Annotated in this window: 17 protein-coding genes; 4 read left to right on the forward strand and 13 right to left on the reverse strand. The window is 35.3% G+C overall.

Features of this window, described 5'->3' with window-relative positions; genetic code table 11:
- The first annotated feature begins 18 nt into the window (after positions 1 to 18).
- Positions 19 to 462 carry a hypothetical protein gene (locus B2U10_RS14660; protein WP_290788578.1) on the forward strand — a complete coding sequence of 148 codons (444 nt, stop codon included), beginning with the start codon at positions 19 to 21 and terminating at the stop codon, positions 460 to 462.
- 149 nt (positions 463 to 611) lie between these two features.
- Here B2U10_RS14660 and B2U10_RS14665 read toward each other — a convergent pair whose 3' ends face one another.
- From B2U10_RS14665 to B2U10_RS14685, 5 genes are all read right to left on the reverse strand, one after another.
- Positions 612 to 1,073, reverse strand: coding sequence for a hypothetical protein (locus tag B2U10_RS14665; RefSeq protein ID WP_214805544.1), 462 nt, complete (start codon positions 1,071 to 1,073; stop codon positions 612 to 614).
- 389 nt (positions 1,074 to 1,462) lie between these two features.
- On the reverse strand, positions 1,463 to 2,683 hold the full coding sequence (locus B2U10_RS14670) for a phospholipase D-like domain-containing protein (RefSeq protein WP_290788581.1): 1,221 nt from the start codon (positions 2,681 to 2,683) through the stop codon (positions 1,463 to 1,465).
- An 11-nt stretch (positions 2,684 to 2,694) separates the two neighbouring features.
- On the reverse strand, positions 2,695 to 3,717 hold the full coding sequence (locus tag B2U10_RS14675; RefSeq protein ID WP_214805548.1) for an exodeoxyribonuclease VII large subunit: 1,023 nt from the start codon (positions 3,715 to 3,717) through the stop codon (positions 2,695 to 2,697).
- Positions 3,718 to 4,119: 402 nt separating this feature from the next.
- Positions 4,120 to 4,692 carry a zinc ribbon domain-containing protein gene (locus B2U10_RS14680; protein ID WP_214805550.1) on the reverse strand — a complete coding sequence of 191 codons (573 nt, stop codon included), beginning with the start codon at positions 4,690 to 4,692 and terminating at the stop codon, positions 4,120 to 4,122.
- Between the two features lie 38 nt (positions 4,693 to 4,730).
- Positions 4,731 to 6,368 carry an Ig-like domain-containing protein gene (locus tag B2U10_RS14685; RefSeq protein ID WP_214805551.1) on the reverse strand — a complete coding sequence of 546 codons (1,638 nt, stop codon included), beginning with the start codon at positions 6,366 to 6,368 and terminating at the stop codon, positions 4,731 to 4,733.
- 293 nt (positions 6,369 to 6,661) lie between these two features.
- On the opposite strand from B2U10_RS14685, the gene B2U10_RS14690 reads away from it, so the two are divergent.
- Genes B2U10_RS14690 through B2U10_RS14695 form a run of 3 tightly spaced genes read left to right on the forward strand, consistent with a single transcriptional unit; the run spans position 6,662 to position 9,653 of the window.
- The gene (locus tag B2U10_RS14690; protein ID WP_214805552.1) at positions 6,662 to 8,371 is read left to right on the forward strand and encodes a hypothetical protein; all 1,710 of its coding nucleotides are present in this window, start codon (positions 6,662 to 6,664) and stop codon (positions 8,369 to 8,371) included.
- Positions 8,368 to 8,628 carry a YkgJ family cysteine cluster protein gene (locus tag B2U10_RS15575; protein WP_214805553.1) on the forward strand — a complete coding sequence of 87 codons (261 nt, stop codon included), beginning with the start codon at positions 8,368 to 8,370 and terminating at the stop codon, positions 8,626 to 8,628. The genes B2U10_RS14690 and B2U10_RS15575 overlap by 4 nt, the downstream gene beginning before the upstream one ends.
- A 5-nt stretch (positions 8,629 to 8,633) precedes the next feature.
- A complete protein-coding gene (locus B2U10_RS14695; RefSeq protein ID WP_214805554.1) occupies positions 8,634 to 9,653 on the forward strand; it encodes a hypothetical protein in 1,020 nt (339 codons plus the stop codon).
- Between the two features lie 106 nt (positions 9,654 to 9,759).
- Here B2U10_RS14695 and B2U10_RS14700 read toward each other — a convergent pair whose 3' ends face one another.
- The 8 genes from B2U10_RS14700 to B2U10_RS14735 are packed head-to-tail and all read right to left on the reverse strand — an operon-like array spanning position 9,760 to position 17,935.
- Positions 9,760 to 10,926 carry a nucleotide sugar dehydrogenase gene (locus B2U10_RS14700; RefSeq protein ID WP_214805555.1) on the reverse strand — a complete coding sequence of 389 codons (1,167 nt, stop codon included), beginning with the start codon at positions 10,924 to 10,926 and terminating at the stop codon, positions 9,760 to 9,762.
- 7 nt (positions 10,927 to 10,933) lie between these two features.
- Positions 10,934 to 11,797, reverse strand: a complete 864-nt coding sequence (gene rfbD, locus B2U10_RS14705) for a dTDP-4-dehydrorhamnose reductase (protein WP_214805556.1) — start codon at positions 11,795 to 11,797, stop codon at positions 10,934 to 10,936.
- Complete coding sequence (rfbB, locus tag B2U10_RS14710) at positions 11,794 to 12,780, reverse strand: dTDP-glucose 4,6-dehydratase (protein WP_214805558.1); 987 nt, start codon at positions 12,778 to 12,780, stop codon at positions 11,794 to 11,796. Before rfbB ends, rfbD begins: the two co-directional genes overlap by 4 nt.
- Positions 12,781 to 12,782: 2 nt before the next feature.
- On the reverse strand, positions 12,783 to 13,343 hold the full coding sequence (rfbC, locus tag B2U10_RS14715; protein WP_214805560.1) for a dTDP-4-dehydrorhamnose 3,5-epimerase: 561 nt from the start codon (positions 13,341 to 13,343) through the stop codon (positions 12,783 to 12,785).
- Positions 13,340 to 14,245, reverse strand: a complete 906-nt coding sequence (gene rfbA / locus B2U10_RS14720) for a glucose-1-phosphate thymidylyltransferase RfbA (protein WP_214805562.1) — start codon at positions 14,243 to 14,245, stop codon at positions 13,340 to 13,342. The genes rfbC and rfbA overlap by 4 nt, the downstream gene beginning before the upstream one ends.
- A gap of 2 nt (positions 14,246 to 14,247) precedes the next feature.
- A complete protein-coding gene (locus B2U10_RS14725; protein WP_214805564.1) occupies positions 14,248 to 15,105 on the reverse strand; it encodes a glycosyltransferase in 858 nt (285 codons plus the stop codon).
- A 14-nt stretch (positions 15,106 to 15,119) separates the two neighbouring features.
- Complete coding sequence (murJ, locus tag B2U10_RS14730; RefSeq protein ID WP_214805566.1) at positions 15,120 to 16,637, reverse strand: murein biosynthesis integral membrane protein MurJ; 1,518 nt, start codon at positions 16,635 to 16,637, stop codon at positions 15,120 to 15,122.
- A 14-nt stretch (positions 16,638 to 16,651) separates the two neighbouring features.
- Positions 16,652 to 17,935: an O-antigen polymerase gene (locus B2U10_RS14735; protein ID WP_214805568.1), complete on the reverse strand. Its 1,284-nt coding sequence runs from the start codon at positions 17,933 to 17,935 to the stop codon at positions 16,652 to 16,654.
- Position 17,936: the final 1 nt, after the last annotated feature.

Below are 17,936 nucleotides of genomic sequence, written 5' to 3' on the forward strand. Positions count from 1 at the left end.
ACCCAAAGGAGCCTACTTATGAATACGGATAACGATTATCTCGGTAACCCATCGGATATTCTTGTCACCACTCATGTCTTGGAAGAAGATTTACGTGACGTCATTGCGATTGAATTTAAAGACTTTTGGCATCCGAAATTACGGATTACCCCTAACGAGCTCGTCATCACCGGTTCGATTGTTTCAACGGAACATCGATTCGCCCATCATAAGCCGTTCACCCTCACGATCGCCCCGTTTCGTATCTGTCATAACATCATCTCTTTCCATATCTACGACATCAGCCCGGCATCGCAAGAGCAGACAATCCTGAACATAATAAAAGCACACCCGAATGTATCTTACAGCTACCACATGATCCATATTCAACTCTTACCATGTGACTTCGGCAATGAATTCTTCCATACGCTCCAGTATACGAAACTACTCGATCATAAAATTCTCGTCGGTCTCCATCTGTAACTCACTCCCAACACATTTTTATTTGAAATAAAAGTACGATTAGGTGTTTGCCCCCTCAAAAAAATCAACTTAAAATAAAGGCGACACACCGATTACTCGCTAGTGTGTCGCCTTTCAAGCATTATTCTTCTTTTTCATCTAAAACTGATTTACTTGACTAACACATGTATCGTTTCCGTATAGGCTGGACCTTGGATGTCATCATGGAAAACCGATTCCGAGCGAACATGATAAAAATAAGTCCCAGGAGAGCTGGTCTTCGTTCTGATGAGGAATGCTTCTGGTTTATCACCGTCCACTCGGAATAGGTACTTGCGAACTTGCTTTTGAACTCCTTTTGAATCAATTTTGAACATGAGAACACTCGTAAATTGACGTTGATCATCCTGATAAGGAGATTTAAAAAATATAGTATGATAAGTTGTCTTTCCTACACGTTCTTGACTCCACGTATAGCTATGTCTTCTCATTCCTTCATTCCCTTCTAACCCTGGAAAAGTAAGCTGTGTGTATCCCATCGCAACGATTTTTGCATCTGCTTTAGGGGCATGGAAGAATACACTTGTGACACATACACTGATCAGCAGGATTACTTGAATAATTTTTTTCATGATTCATCCTCGATTCTATTCATTAGCAATATGTTTACATTTTAATTTTACAATAATTAGTAATTTAAAAATAATTCTTTCGTGATAATAGGTCAATTTTTAATCATTACATAACTTCAGTCTTTACGTTGGATACAGTTAAAAATCAGTATGCGTTATTTTCCAAGTTCAATTTCCATGATACTTACGGAGACTCACATTCATCGACACAACAAAATAGCGGAACTCCTGTTGGGGAGAACCGCTATTTGCGTTTAATACTATGCATCGAACAATTAGAGAGTAACTACTATTCGTCATCGTACGTTTAATATCCGCAATTTCATTTGATTTCATCAATCACATTCGTGTAAACATCGCTCTCGTTACCATGTGACATCTACTTTATTTCAAAACGAAAAATGAATCTCTTTTAGTTGACGAATCCGTTCTGTATCTTCAGCATACTCGCCAGCCTCATGCCAAGATCCTGACTCTCCAAACTTTCCTTGATTCGACAAGAAATTATAGCTACCGATGACTAAATAAGTCTCATCACACATCAAGAGTTTGAAATGGGTATTCGAAACATGTAACTTTACTTTCCCTGGGTAGCCTTTTTTCAGCCACCTATTCTTCAAGTCTTTCGCGACCTTTTCAGACGTGACTGCTCGATCGTCCCGTATTCCTTTATCCATTCCGATACCATAGACGATTTTGATATCCACGCCACGTTTGAGTGCCGCCTCTATTTTATTCTTCAGGTTTTTGTCTCTCAGTAGCCAATTCCCTAACCACGGACTGACAATACAGATGTCAGAGTGTGCTTCATCAAAAGCGCGATAGAATAAATCCTTCATCTGTTGGTTTTCAACGTAGTGCCGATTCATGGGTTTCACATCTTTCAGTTGTAAATCCTGAATGATTTGCCGCATCGTCTCGACGTCTAATCCGTCAGAAGACTTTTCTTTCAACAGTTCCATGACTTCTTGTAACGTCTCATCTTTGCTTTCATGAAGACGAAGAGCCATCTGTAAATCAGCCATCATGGCTTCCGACTGTTCAGCTGTCACGTCTGCAGTTCGATCAATCTTCCCATGCAATCCTTCAAGATCTTTCCTCATGTGCAGCGAATGATTTTCCATCATGGCGTGCAGTTCAGCCATTTTTTGATTGGATGACGATTCCGTTCTTTGCATGACGTTCTCCATCGTTCGCAACACCTGCTCCATGTAATGATCCATCTGCATCATCAGTGCTCGTGTCAATTCGTGTTCTTGACGTGCCACGTCCATGGTAGGTGTTGATTTATAAGCAACTATTTCTGTAGCCTCAGGAGCAACCTGTATTTGCTTTGACAAAAGATTGATTACGATAAAGCTCATACATAAAAGGACGACATAGAGTGCCGACATCAATTGATCAAATAAAAAGAAATGGAACGTAGTCAAGAGTGTCATCCCGACAAGTGTCATATAGGCGGTTCGTTGATCATAGTCGCGCTGTATGTACCAGGCGTAGACACTGATTAGACCGAGGATCAGTAACATCACTAAACTGATTCCCGCGGGAAATACCCATGGTAAAAAAGATACCAATACATTGACGATGAGTAATTGTCGTTGTGTCATGAGCGTCTCCTTCAATCCACTAAAACTTTATCAATGATGAGTTCGAGTTCATCTTGATAGACATCGACGGTCGCTACGACACGAATCGGAAAACGAGAAGTCATCGCATTTTCAATGCGCTCTTTTCTTCCCTTGATCTCATCATTGTCGGCTTTGAATAAGACCGCTTTAATCTGTGAATCGTCTTGCGTCAACTGCAAGAAGAGATGTCCTTTCTTCTCTGTTACTTGCTCGACCATTCCTTCGACGACGACTTGTGATCCACGGTCTGACGATTTAATGGATGAAATCTGACGTGTTTGCACCGTCTCTGCTTTTTTATTTGTGACCTCCACATCACCTAACGTCTCCGGTACGAGCTCTAACTCACCTTTGTATTCGGTTACTTTTCCTGTGATTATAGCTGTAGCATGAACGGGGTACGACGTAGCATCTGGTTGTAATGTCGAAAATAACGGAACTTTCAGTGACTGTCCATTTTCACTCTCGACCGTCAAGAAAATATGCCCCTTCGGATGAACATATTTCGAAACAATTTCGGCAGAGATCGTCTTCGTTTGTCCGATGTCGTCATTTGTGAGACGCTCGCTTTCTTTTGTCTCCATCACGACGAGATCCTTTGGGGCTTGAGGAATGATTTCAATCTTTCCTTGGTATTCATTCACTTCCCCTGTAACAGCAATCTTCTGACCGACACTCATTTCTGTCGCATCAATCGCTTTGTCTTTAAAAATGGGCACACTGATCGTTCCAGTCGTATCTTTGACTTTTAGAAAGACATGCCCTTTACTCATGGACCGATCTAGAATCGTTCCCGTAATGGTTTGTTGTTGCCCTTTCATCGAGGAATCAATCGTCGCAATCGTCGTCGTTTGATTCTCTTCCTTCGTTTCATCCGCTTTTACAGACGGGACGGGCTTTGTTGCGTTGTTTGAACTCGAATCAAACAGATTTAACTTATAGATCGCTCCCCCGACGAGTAATATCAGTATGCATGCAGTCACTACGATGAACGTTCCTTTTGATTGTTTCACCTAAATTCACTCCTTAAGAAATCTCTAGCTAATATTTATTTTTGTATTATATTTCTAATTTTACACAACCATCCAAATCCTCATATTTATTTTCTGTACAAGTGGTCAATGTCTATTTTTTCAATACAGTAACTTTCAAAAGTTCATTCTGCAGATGTTTTTTAGTCTAATACCTGTCCACATCTTTTATTATTAAGTAAGTCTATCTAGCGGAAGGTATCTTCGGTATCACTAGTATTATTTCCTTGGCAATGATTTCAGTAAAAGAAGACGAGTGATCGCTGCATACGAATGAACCTTACTCGACACACAGCACTTCACTTTTGGATGAACAATAAAAAGACATCAAAACAAGCCTGAAGCGGCTCGTTTTGATGTCTACAGCATCCGTGGGTATGCTTCTTATCTTTTCTTTAATGAAATCATTACTGGAATGGTTAGAAAAAGAGCGCCTAACGCTACGTATATAATAGTCAAAGCTTGCATCGCCTCAACGACAATACTTCCTGAAATACCATAAGCTAGCTGCAATTGATCTAATTCTCGATACATATTGAAAAAGACGAGTGCAGATAGCAATGTAATACTACACGGGATGATCCATACTTTTTTCTGATTCGTTTTAATCGATGTCGAGAGGAAAACAAACTGTATCACCACAATAAGAAGAATCGGCACGAATACCGACATCACGTTCTCTTCGCTTTGGAAGAAAAATCCTCGATTGTGTTGCTCTTTAAAGTATGCAGAATAGATCCACAAGCTGATCAAGTAAACAATCAGACTTCCCCACATCATAAGTCTAATCAACGGACCATCTGATGTTCTGGTCACGATGTTTTGCTGCTCATAAAAATTAACCGGCTTTTCTTCGTTCAATTTTTTGAGTTCTTCATATTGAACCTTGTTTCCGCACTTCGGACAATACTCATACTGTTTTTGAATACTCGTTTGGCAACTCGAACATGTCGTCATCTTCCTGTCCTCCTCATCCTTATTAAAGATACGATTCATTATTCAGGAGTTGACTCAAACAGATGCAAATATCGGACATATCCTTTTTCATCGTAGACTACTTCTAAAGCATTCTTCTTTTTGACAGTATAGAGACTTATTTTTTTGATTTGATGTTGATCAAGCGCGCTGTTCCCTCGCATCAATTTCGAAGACAACGCCGGGTCGAATCGGTAAGACTTCTTCGGTTTTCCGAAAACATCCATTATTTGTTTTTCACTAATATCGTTCCGTTTTTCCGTACTCATCGGTAAAAGTATTTCGTCCACAGTTTTCTTATTGCGATATGTTCCGTACAACGCATTCCCTTTAAAAATACCACTCGTATAGACTTTTCCTTGGTAATAGAACTTTCCATTCGTTCCTTTTACTTTAGAGTAAGAATCATACAACTTATGCGAAGCCTTCACGAACGTTCCGGTTTGATTCAACATATTCTTCTGAGACGTTAACCATTTCACGTTCGTTATGTTTGATGCTTTTTTGACGGTTAATGAAAGTGTGGCCGTGTACCCTTCATATGTCCCTTTGATTGTTACTTTACCAGGCGATTTTCCGATTAACTTCCCATTTGAGAAGTAAGCGATTTGTGAATTATCCGAGCGCCACGCGACTTGATTCGTCAATTTCGTTTTCGTACCGTCTTTCGCTATTGCGACAAACGTCGGCGTCATATCATTTCGAACAATCAATGAATTAAAGTCTGTACTAATCTGTGCGTTCACAGTTCGCTTTTTTAAGTTTTTCGTATCGTAGACACGAACCGGGTCACCTGTCGTAATGATTCTAGACGAGTTTTCGTTAAAGGCAATCCGTGACTCGTCTAGATTTGTATAAATTCGCTTCGCTGTTTGCATATCATATAAGATTCCTTTAGAAGTACCAAGGAACATGCCACTCTCGTCTAAATCAATATCATCGTAGGTTTTCAGTGTCGAGAGGACCGACTTATTGTATGGACTCTTAGACTGATAGATACGGGAGCTATACGTATTAAAAACAAGCGTATTCGATCGTGTCAGATCGTATGAGATGATATTTTCTGATGGTAACACTTCCGTTATCAAATCTAAGTTATGGTTCATGACACGAATCGAGGTGTTATCACCAATCATGATGTAATCATTCGATACTTTTAGCGCACCATATGTGTCAATCCCGCGAGCAGCTAATACCTTTTCACTATTCAGGTCATATAAGAAAATATGGTCGTCTGATGCGATGACGAGTTTCGAGGAGTTCGGCAAAAAGTTCACTTTGATCCCGCTATTGAATCGATACGTCTCTCCATTGTATTCAAGACTGTCAATCGTACGAATTTCGTCTCCGAACGCATCATAAATCGTAAAGTACGTGTGCCAAAATTCTTTGGCGATGAATTTCGACTCGTCCTTACTAACATCTAGCAATGTATCCCCCGTAGGATTTTTCCGTAACAATATACCTGTTTTTAAATCAAAGAGCTTCGTTCCTTCGTAATCGGAGTGATACATCGTATTGCCTCGAATGATCATGTTATTTCCAGTCACATCGTTTTCTTTAATTTGAGCGACAGTTGGCAGACTGACACTTGCTGATGCTGGTATTCCAGGGTACAACAGCGAAATCACTACAGCTCCTGCTATCATTTTTTTCATTTTTTCATCTCCTTATTCTTCAACGGCTATCCTACATATTATAGAAAAGCTAATAAAAATGAAGGACTAATTTGAAATATAAGGAAATATCATTTTAAATACAATCGTTACCTATATCAGTGAATTCTAAGCAAGACTAATTTGATTTTATTATTCATCTTAATGGAATCCTAAAAATCACTCTTTTAAACAATTAGTAAAAATACATCTTTAATAAAAGTTATTTTTTAGGTATATACATAAATTAACATGTTATTATCTGTATATTAAACATTTATTTCAGAGGTGATCATGTGATCGACATTAATACTTACGGACTTATTCCTGACTTGAAGGCTAATCACCTTGAAAATCCTGAATCCAGTTCTCATATTAAAGATCTTTTAAAACAATATGAAGGAGTACTGATAAAAAGTTTAATTACTTCATTTGGCTTAGATCTATTGTTTATACAAGATCGTCACGGCGGTGATGTAGACACCATTCACAATGTACGCGCTGCCTACAACGGTGATACACGATTCGATGGATATGCAAATCAACAAAATCAAATTAACTATGATTTAAACGGAAACTACGATAAAAAGAAGTCTTCTAAATATCACAGCGATCCGAACTATATCTCTCAAAACCGCACAGGATCCATTCAAAAAAAACAAGGAACTTTAGTTGATGCGTATACTGGAAAAACCGTCGCTAGAAATGCCGATATCGATCTAGATCATGTAATATCAGCAAAAGAAATTCAAAATGATCCAGGTCGAGTTTTGGCTGGTTTAGATGGTGTCACTTTAGCTAATCAATCAACGAACTTAAAACACACTAACCGTTCCATCAATCGTTCAAAGGGAGCTAAAACGACTCAAGAATTTACTTCATTGTTAAATGAGAAAAGAGCAGAACGCCAAGGTCGAATTATTGAACTCAAAAGTCAGTCTCAACTTAATGATCGAGATAGAAAAGAATTAAATAAACTGACACAGCTCGAATCGGTCGATGCGAAGAAAATGGAGAATGCAGAGAAAATAGCTCGAGAACATTATGATCAACAAATTTCTAAAGAGTATTATTCAAGCTCTAAATTCTTAAATGACACAATCCAAGCAAGCTACAAGTTAGGATTTAATATGGGTCTAAAGCAAGCATTAGGAATCATCTTAGCTGAAGTAATTATCTTAATAAAAAAAGAAATTCCACAACTAGTAAAAACGATGAAAAATGAATTCAAGTTAGGTCTATTTTTCCAAAAAATTTCAGAAATCATAAAACAAGCTTTTATTAATGTACAAGCAAAATATAAAGAAATCATTCAAGGATTCGCAAATGGCGTATTATCAGGAATTCTTGCTTCATTGGTAACGACTCTAATTAATATATTTGTTACTTCTGCAAAACATGTAGTAAAAATTATCCGAGAGAGCCTTTCAACAATTGTAGAAGCATTGAATATCCTCATTATCAACCCTGATAATCTTCCTTATGGAGAAGTTTTAAAGGCCGTTGCCATTCTACTCTCTACTGGTATGTCAGTCATATTAGGAACAATCGTCACGGAAGCCATGAGTAAAATTCCTGCTTTGAACATTCCGATTATTGGTGAAGTATTAACGACCTTTATCGGGGCCAGTGTGACAGGATTAATGAGCGTAAGTCTGCTTTACTACATTGAGAACTCAAAACAAATAAAGAAAATTGTCGACTGGTTGAATCAGTTTAAATCATCGTTCGATCACAAACTCGATTATTTTAAAAAGGTTCATGCGTCACTAATTGCTTATGTGGCTGAACTTGAAAATATCGATTTAGATTATTTTAAATTACAAGTAGAGATGACGAATGAAATTGCTAACCAAATAGAACACACCACATCTGATCAAGAAATAAACTTAACTCTTTCAAACATCGTCGAAAAATATAATGTCTATTTAGCTTACGATGGAACGATTGGTGGTTTGGATGATTTTATGGATGATTCTAATACAATTTTAGAGTTTAAATTATGAGTTTCCCATGTAGCCAATGCGGACTCTGTTGCAAATCTCTAGATAATTCTTCGATTTACGATGATTTAAACCGTGGTGATGGCATCTGTGTTCACTTTGATGAACAATCCAATATGTGTTCAATTTACGAAGAAAGACCTCTGAAATGTAAAATTGATGCGATGTATCAGCATCATTTTTATAAATTTTATTCTTTAAAAGAGTACTATGCGTTAAATGAAGCAGCTTGTAATGAATTGAAAAAAAAGGAGACTTGATGAAAATGCCACTTCCATTTATTATTGGCGGAATCGCAATCGCAGCAGGAATTACAGGTGTTACAGCGGGTACAAAAGGTGTAAAAAAAATTGCTGATGCAAAGGCTATCGTCGAAGAAGCTGAAACTAAGTACAATAAATCAAAACGTGAACTTACTAAAGTTGAAAGTGAAACGGGAGCACAATTAGAATCTTTAGGGAAACTAAAAGTTGAAATCTGGAAAGATTTCGATCGCTTTTCAAGCGCTTTCGAAAAGATTAAAAACCGTCCGGAATTTGAGAACAAAACAACAGGTGAGTTCAAGATGCCTGAACATTCTCTTCATAAAATCGAAGAAATTCAAGTACAAGCCATTGAAGTTTTAGGTACGACAGCCGCTTCCGCTGGAGCAGGCGTAGCTACAGGTTTTGCTGCATATAGTGGTGTCATGGCTCTGGGGACAGCTTCAACTGGAACTGCAATCAGTTCTTTATCTGGAGTCGCAGCAACAAACGCAGCTTTAGCTGCTCTAGGTGGCGGTAGTCTAGCTGCAGGTGGTGGTGGAATCGCTTTAGGTTCCCAAGTATTAATGGGAGCAGTGACAGGTCCTGTTGTTGCCGTCGGAGGACTACTTGTAAACGCTAAGGGGAATTCAAGCTTAGAAAAAGCATATGAAGTAGAAAATGAAGTAGACAGTGTCATTAAGGTCATTAAGCGTTCTTTAGATTTTTTACGTCGTGTAGCTGTATTAGCTTCTAAAATGGAAGCTGATTTAATCCTTATTCAAGATACCTACCTTAAACAGGTTAGTCGTTTAGAAAACTTAGTTTCTCGTAAAAATGACTATAACTTCTTTACTCATGAAGAAAAAGTATTAGTTGATACGAATATCAAAATCGTTGCGATTTTGTATAAGTTATCGAATCAAGATCTAGTAGAGCATAATTCGGAATCAAAAGCTCTTCCAACATTACTTGATAATCAAGTTGATGAATTGATTCTAGAATCACAAAAAGCAATGGTAGCATTAAATATTAAAAATTAATTCAAGAATTAAGAGTTTATTATGCAAAATAGGAGTGCAGAATTGTACGTCAAAAGCGTACTTAATTCTGCACTCCTATTTTTGAACCCATACATGTCAAAGCTAATTAATCTCTACTATACAAATCTCGCGTATAAACCTTCTCTTCCACATCACTCAACTCTGGATGCATCCGATTTGAAATAATGATATCCGATTCTTGCTTAAACGCTTCAATGTCACGAATGACACGTGAGTTGTAGAACGTATCTTCAGTTAAGACTGGCTCAAAGACAGTCACTTCAATTCCTTTTGCCTTGATTCGCTTCATGATACCTTGGATCGATGACGCACGGAAGTTGTCCGAATCTGTCTTCATCGTCAAACGATAGACGCCAACGACTTTTGGATTTTGTTTGATGATCGTATCTGCAATATAGTCTTTACGCGTCCGGTTTGCTTCGACGATTGCACCGATGATGTTGTTCGGAACATCCTCATAGTTCGCAAGTAGCTGCTTCGTATCTTTCGGTAAGCAGTACCCACCATAGCCGAATGACGGATTGTTATAGTGATTCCCAATCCGGCTATCGAGACCAACACCTTCGATGATTTGCTTCGTATCTAAATTACGCACTTCCGCATACGTATCAAGTTCATTAAAGAACGCGACACGCATAGCAAGATAGGTGTTCGAGAAGAGCTTGATCGCTTCTGCTTCCGTCGAGTCTGTCAATAAGACAGGAACGTCTTTCTTCACTGCCCCTTGCAATAATAAATCAGCAAACTGTTGTGCGCGCTCTGAACGTTCGCCCACGACGATACGAGATGGGTACAGGTTGTCATGTAACGCCTGTCCTTCACGCAAGAATTCTGGCGAGAAGACGATATTCGGTGTATCGAATTTTTCTTTTAATTCTTCTGTATAACCTACTGGTACGGTCGACTTGATGACCATTGTGGCATCCGGATTAATCGCAAGTACCGTTGCGACGACGCTTTCGACTGTCCGTGTGTTGAAGTAATTGCGTACTGGATCATAGTCTGTAGGAGTTGCGATGACGACGAACTCTGCTTCTTTGTAGGCTTCGAAGTTATCTGTTGTAGCGTGTAAGTTCAATTCCTTATGTTGAAGGAAGTTTTCGATTTCTGCATCAACAATAGGCGATTTACGGTTGTTAACCATTTCTACCCGTTCTTTAATGATATCAATCGATGTGACTTCATTATGCTGGGCGAGTAATACGGCCATCGATAGACCTACGTATCCTGTTCCTGCTACTGTGATTTTCATGTGACTATCACTCAATTTCTTGTTTGATTTTTTGTTTCTGCTTAAAACGATTTAAAGCATCCTGCCAAGTCGGAATTTCATAACCCAAACTCTCGATTGAAGATAAAGATAATATACTTCTCATTGGTCTTTTAGCTTTTTGTGGAAACGCATCAGAGTTACAAGCTAATACTTTAACTGCTTTCTCTTTAAGAATCTCTTGGGCAAAATCGTGCCATGAACAAACGCCTTCATTTGAAAAGTGATATAGTCCTCCTGCTACTTTTTGGTTTACGATAAACCACATAAAACGTGCTAAATCTTCTGAAAAAGTAGGTCTTCCCAATTGATCAGACACCACATTTAATTCACTTCTTGTTTCCGATAGCTTTAACATTGTATACACAAAATTGTGACCATGAACCCCAAACACCCACGATGTTCGAATAATAAATCCGTCTTCCTTTAAAATCTCTTGAACAGCTTTTTCTCCAGCCAATTTTGCTTTACCGTACTCGTTCAAAGGATTAACAGCGTCTGTAGTTTCATAAGGCGTTTCTTTTGTACCATCAAAAACATAGTCCGTACTCACGTAAATCATTTTAGCATTGACTGTCTTAGCAGCTTTTGCAATAATTTCAGTCCCTGTAGCGTTCACTAGCCAGTTCTGTTCCTTCCCTTCGTCTTCTGCTGCTTCGACATTCGTATATGCAGCAGCGTGAAGAATCCAGTCTGGTTGAATCGAGTTCACGATGGTTTGAACTGCACTCTCATTCGTGATATCAAGTTCTGATTTTGTAAAAGCAACAACTTCAAATGCTGAAGCGTCAATTAACTCAACGAGATCTTTTCCTAATTGACCATTGGCACCTGTTATAATGACTTTCTTCATTTAACTAGTGTCGCTTTCTCTTTGAGTGGACGCCACCAAGCTTCGTTCGCTAGATACCAGTCGATAGTTTCGATAATTCCTGTATCAAATGTATATTTTGGTTTCCAACCGAGTTCTGTTTCTAATTTAGCTGGATCAATCGCATAACGACGATCATGTCCTAAACGATCTTCTACATACTTCACTAGGTCAGAAGAAACATTCAAACGTTCCACAATCAAGTCTACGATTTGGTTGTTTGTTCGTTCGTTATGTCCACCCACATTATAGACTTCACCCGATTTTCCATTATGGAAAACTAAATCGATTGCCGCACAATGATCGGTTACATGCAACCAATCTCGAATATTTTCACCATCACCGTAAATCGGTAATTCTTTTTGATCCATCGCATTGGTAATCATCAATGGGATGAGTTTTTCAGGGAAATGGAATGGACCATAGTTATTTGAACAGCGTGTAATGTTGACATCCATGCCGTATGTTTCAAAATAAGACCGTACTAACATATCTGCTCCAGCTTTAGAGGCAGAGTAAGGACTATTTGGTGCCAGCGGCGTATCTTCAGTAAAGTATCCTTCTGCGCCTAGAGAACCGTATACTTCGTCGGTCGATACTTGTACATATTTTTTAAGATTATGTTTCCGTGCAGCGTCCAGTAATGCAAGTGTTCCTTGAATGTTTGTTTCCACAAACACTTCAGGATTCAATATGCTTCGGTCTACGTGAGACTCTGCTGCAAAGTTGATGATACCTTCTACGTTATGTTCTTGAATTAATCGATCTAACAATTGGCGATCAGTAATGTTTCCTTCTACAAATATATGATTTGGGTTGTCCATGACATCAGCTAAGCTGTCTTTATTGCCTGCATACGTAAGTAAATCTAAGTTAATGATTTTATAGGTAGGATATGTATGTAACATATGGCGAACAAAGTTACTTCCAATGAATCCAGCTCCACCTGTAACGATAATATTCATTATTATTTCCCACTCCATTCAAAGTTGTTTTCTGCTTGTTCAAATGTCGGATGTTTTGTATCTTTATCTGAAAGAATCGGATTAGAAATTGGCCAGTTAATATTTAGTGCTGGATCATCCCACTGAATTCCTCGATCGTGTTCAGCTGAGTATAATTCGTCAACTTTATAAAAAACATTTACATCCTCAGTCAGGGTACAAAAACCATGTGCAAAACCCTTAGGAACCAATAATTGTCGTTTATTATGTTCACTTAAAATAAAGCCTTCCCACTCTCCATAAGTAGGAGAATTTTTGCGCATATCTACAACGACATCATAGATTGCACCAGTACCTACACGAACTAATTTTGTTTGCGCTTTTGGATTTAATTGATAGTGCATACCTCGCAAAACACCAGCTTCTTTAGATAACGAATGGTTATCTTGAATGAAGTCATGTTTAATACCTGCCGCATGAAATGTTTCTTCGTTGTAACTTTCCATGAAAAAACCACGATGATCGCCGAATACTTTCGGTTCAAGCAATACTACACCGTCTAATTTACTTTTAATTACTTTCATGATTGAACACCCTCCTCCTGAAGAAATCGATCTTTCACGGTGTTAGCGACATGCAAAAGATATTGACCATAAGCATTTTTCTTCAACGGTTGTGCTAAATCAATCAATTGTTTTTTTGAAATGTAGCCCATGCGATATGAGATTTCTTCTAAACAGGCAATCTTCAATTTTTGTCTACGCTCAATGGTCTCAATAAAAGTAGAAGCTTCGAGAAGTGATTCATGAGTTCCTGTATCAAGCCATGCAAAACCGCGTCCGAGGAGTTCAACACGTAATGAATTATCTTCTAAATAACATTTATTCAAATCAGTAATTTCAAGTTCTCCTCGAGGAGAAGGTTTCAAGGATTTTGCAAATTCAACTACACGATTATCATAGAAATACAAACCAGTAATCGCATAATTACTTTTAGCGACTTCTGGCTTCTCTTCAATTGAAATAACATTTTGCTGCTGATCAAATTCGACAACACCAAAGCGTTCTGGATCATGTACGTGATAGCCAAACACCGTAGATCCTGATTGTAAGGAAGAAGCTTTTTGTAGAAGCTCTGTGAAGCCATGACCATAATAAATATTATCGCCTAATACAAGAGCAACTGAATCATCACCAATAAAGTCTTCACCAATAATGAAAGCTTGAGCTAAACCATCTGGAGATTCTTGAACTTTATAAGAGATCTTTAGACCCAATTCTTTACCATCTCCTAAAAGTTGCTCGAAGCGAGGAGTATCTTCAGGAGTAGAAATAATTAGGATTTCCTTAATTCCAGCTAACATCAGAGTTGACATAGGATAATAAATCATAGGTTTATCGTATACGGGTAACAATTGCTTTGAAATTGACTTAGTTAATGGATATAAACGTGTACCACTGCCGCCAGCTAAAATTATACCTTTCATTTTTAAAGCCCCTCTCTTTTTCCTAGTTCATTCTTTTTATAAGCTTTATAACCTAAATAACTGCTCTTTATTTTATTGACCTTATCTTTTTCGCTAAAAATTATTTTATATATATATTTACTTAGTAAATAGTAGGACATTTTAACTATTTCTTTATTATCTTTATATTTTTTTCTAAAATAAAAATTATTTCTAACCATATAGTAATATCTTGAATTATTATGTTGAGTTTTTCTCAATAATATATTGATTAAAGAACCTTTTATAGGATCACCTAATTGTTGATATTGCGTTGATTGACCTACTAATATAATTTTATAGTTATTTATTCTCAAGAAAGTTCCTAAGTCAATATCTACGTAGGATAAGAAGAAGTTTTCATCAATCATTCCAATATTTTGTATCGCTTCTAGATTTACAAAACTTCCAGATGTCATAGTCCAATTTTTTTCTATAACTTCATTAGTTTTTATAGCAGGTTTACTATTTTTATTAGTATATATTTTCACATAATTAGGAGAAAAAATCCCGACTCTAGAAATATCTTTTCTTGATTGATTAGATATATATTCTTTCATTTTATTTATTTCATTCTCTGTATATTCTGTGTCTTGATCCATAGTTAAAATAAAATCAGCACTGATCTTAATAGCTTCTTGAAATGACCAATTTAAAGCTTTAGAAATTCCATTATTCTCAAAATTAGAGTAGTACACAATTTTTTTACTACTTTCAACATATTCTTTAATTTCTTTGTTTAATTTACTGGAATTATCATATATAAAAACTTTTTCAGAAACTTTTTCTAAAACTTTAATTCTATTTACCACTTCAGATGAAGCATTATATAAAATCATCATCGAACAATATCTCATTATTTTCTCCCTCCACTATTTGTATTTATTTTTATTATTTTAAAAAATATTAATAATAATATTATTACCGTATACAGTCCTGTCCCCATTAAAATATTGATTATGAATTTAGCACTAATAAAAATATGTATAAAATCAAAAGTGATTTTTTTAGTTATCCATATTGATAAATATGATGTAACTATTATTATAAAAATTTCGAGTAACATTTTTTTGTCTATTATTTTTAACACTTTTTTATTTATATAGATATACATAACTAAGCAAGAAATCGCTGTAGATACACTCGTGCTAAATGCTAAACCACTTAATCCATAATTTCTATAAAGATTTAAACTTAAAAAAATATTTAAACACAAAGAAAATATGGATAATATTGTAACTTCTTTAACTTTTTTATAGGAAAAGAAAATTCTTAATAGAAATTCTCTAACACCTAAAAATACTAGTGATACTGAATAGAGTTTAAATACAGATATTGTTATATATAATGACTTATCAGTCATTCCTCCTCTTCCTAAAAGAACATTTACTATTTCTTCAGCATAAAAAAGCATAATTATATTAATAGGAAATAAAATCAAAATTAAATTTTTTATATTTTCAGTACAAAATTTTGAGATTATTTTTTTACCCTCATTATCTGAAATCTTTTTTGAGATTATAGGATATAATATTGAAACCAAAGTAACAGAAATAAGTCCATGTGAAAATAAAAGAAGCTTATTTGAATAGTTTAATATTGAAACTCCACCTTCAATAATTCTAGAAGCAAGATTTCGATCAATTATAGTATTCAATTGATTTATAGCAACTCCGATAAAAGCTGGTAAAGCAATACTTAACATACCTTTAATTTCATAACTTACTTTAGGCTTTTTACTAAGTTTAAATTCAATATTGAAAACAGTTTTTTTAAACAGGAAATATACTGTTACAAATTGAACAAAAACTGTAATTAAACTAGAATACCCTAAAAATAACGAATTTGTTTTGTAGCTTATAAATATTATAAAAATAGAAAATAAAGACGCAGGAATACCTGCAAATATAGCTAAATAGTATCTTTTGTTAATTTGAAGTAATGTATTAATTATAAAGATACTCCCAGAAAACGCTAAACTAAGTGAACCAATTCTTGTAAACAAAACAGTCGTTTCAATAGCTTCTTTATCAAAACCTGTAGCAATTATTTTTGTTAGAGGAAAAGCAGTAATCCAGATTATAATTGTCAATACTAGAGAGAATAGAATTACTATTGCTGCTAAGTTATTTAAAAACTCTTGAGTGTATTTTAAGTCTTTATTTTTTTTTACTTCAAAATAAATTGGTATTAAGCTAGTAGTTATAGCAATACCGACATATTCATAAATAGTTCCTGGGATTGTCAAAGAAATTAAATAAGCATCTGTAATCGAATTTGCACCATAAAAATAAGCTAAGCTTATATCCCTAACAAACCCTAAACCTTTGCTAATAAATGTAAATATAAATACTAGTATGAAATCTCTTTTCATTGATTTCCCTCTTTTTATGTCTCTTTATAAATTTTTATTTTATTACGTATTAAAATCAAATATACACAAAAGAATACAAATGATGCTATAAAACTCATATATGACCATGCGCTAGTCACAAAATAAGTTAAAAAGAAGAGTATAGCTGTTAACAAAACACTGCTTAATTTATCTTCATTATTATTTTGTATTTTAAATGTGTATTTCGCGATTAAAATACCAATTCCGATAAAGATTAGTAGAGAGAAGAATATTCCAAAGTCCTCAATTAATGGTCTCATCCAAGTGTAAACATTAGTAGAAAATATGGGACCTGTAAAAACAACTTCTTTATATAAACCTGGTTGACGTTCTACAATACCTAAGAAATCAAAAATGCCATAAAAAGTTTTAACACCGATCGAACTAATATCAGTAAATTTGTAATGACTTATCCATTCATCGAATGCAGGAATATGACCAAAAGCATATGTTAAAAATTTATTTGATAAAAGTTTGATTGTAAATATATCGAATTTCCCAACTCTTAATAACATTGCAGTAAACAATAAGCTTATAATTATACATAGACTTATGATTATACCAAAGAAATTCTTTAGGGTTTTCTTCCACGAAAAACCCGATTTTTTTTTAACTAAATTCCCGACTAAATATGCAGAAATAAACAAAAATGTACTAGAAATTACTCCTGCTTTGGCATTTTGAGTAAGCATTATAGATATACTAGGCAAAAATGTAAGTATACAAAAAATTATTTGTGACTTTTTAATTGTAAAATTCAAATTGTATCCACCAATTAAAGGTGCTAAATATACGCTTATCAATAAAATACTATTTAAAAGTGATCCATTATTACTTTGTCCAGCGTATCGTTCTGTAGCCATTAAGTTGTTTATCTCTAATAAATTATTAAAATTAAATAATGAGGATAAACTGATATTTTGTTCGTATATATTTTTTATTGGAAATATCATAGAAAGAATAATAACTATTAACATTAATTTGAACGCTAAGTTTTCATTAAAATAAGTTCTTTTCTCCTGATAACTATTATTTTTTACAGTTGCAAAAAATAATAGTTCTCCAACAAATAAGAATATAATCATAAACTCTATATACAATATTCCTAAATAACTAAAATTGAAATTGTAAAAAATTATTAATGAAATCGAAACCATTATAGTCCACAGACTACAAATTAAATTAAAAGGTGTATTTAATCGATCATAGTTTTTGGATGACATAGAAATAAATAGTAAATTTAATATCAAAATTGAAATAGAAACTAGTACATTCATA

This window comes from Exiguobacterium sp. UBA7533, assembly GCF_002479335.1.
GTDB lineage: Bacteria > Bacillota > Bacilli > Exiguobacteriales > Exiguobacteriaceae > Exiguobacterium_A.

Coding starts and splice junctions, on each gene's coding strand:
- B2U10_RS14660 (WP_290788578.1), top strand. CDS start 19: ATGAATACGGATAACGATTATCTCGGTAACCCATCGGATATTCTTGTC.
- B2U10_RS14665 (WP_214805544.1), bottom strand. CDS start 1,073: ATGAAAAAAATTATTCAAGTAATCCTGCTGATCAGTGTATGTGTCACA.
- B2U10_RS14670 (WP_290788581.1), bottom strand. CDS start 2,683: ATGACACAACGACAATTACTCATCGTCAATGTATTGGTATCTTTTTTA.
- B2U10_RS14680 (WP_214805550.1), bottom strand. CDS start 4,692: ATGACGACATGTTCGAGTTGCCAAACGAGTATTCAAAAACAGTATGAG.
- B2U10_RS14685 (WP_214805551.1), bottom strand. CDS start 6,368: ATGAAAAAAATGATAGCAGGAGCTGTAGTGATTTCGCTGTTGTACCCT.
- B2U10_RS15575 (WP_214805553.1), top strand. CDS start 8,368: ATGAGTTTCCCATGTAGCCAATGCGGACTCTGTTGCAAATCTCTAGAT.
- B2U10_RS14695 (WP_214805554.1), top strand. CDS start 8,634: ATGCCACTTCCATTTATTATTGGCGGAATCGCAATCGCAGCAGGAATT.
- B2U10_RS14700 (WP_214805555.1), bottom strand. CDS start 10,926: ATGAAAATCACAGTAGCAGGAACAGGATACGTAGGTCTATCGATGGCC.
- rfbD (WP_214805556.1), bottom strand. CDS start 11,797: ATGAAGAAAGTCATTATAACAGGTGCCAATGGTCAATTAGGAAAAGAT.
- rfbB (WP_214805558.1), bottom strand. CDS start 12,780: ATGAATATTATCGTTACAGGTGGAGCTGGATTCATTGGAAGTAACTTT.
- rfbC (WP_214805560.1), bottom strand. CDS start 13,343: ATGAAAGTAATTAAAAGTAAATTAGACGGTGTAGTATTGCTTGAACCG.
- rfbA (WP_214805562.1), bottom strand. CDS start 14,245: ATGAAAGGTATAATTTTAGCTGGCGGCAGTGGTACACGTTTATATCCA.
- B2U10_RS14725 (WP_214805564.1), bottom strand. CDS start 15,105: ATGATGATTTTATATAATGCTTCATCTGAAGTGGTAAATAGAATTAAA.
- murJ (WP_214805566.1), bottom strand. CDS start 16,637: ATGAAAAGAGATTTCATACTAGTATTTATATTTACATTTATTAGCAAA.
- B2U10_RS14735 (WP_214805568.1), bottom strand. CDS start 17,935: ATGAATGTACTAGTTTCTATTTCAATTTTGATATTAAATTTACTATTT.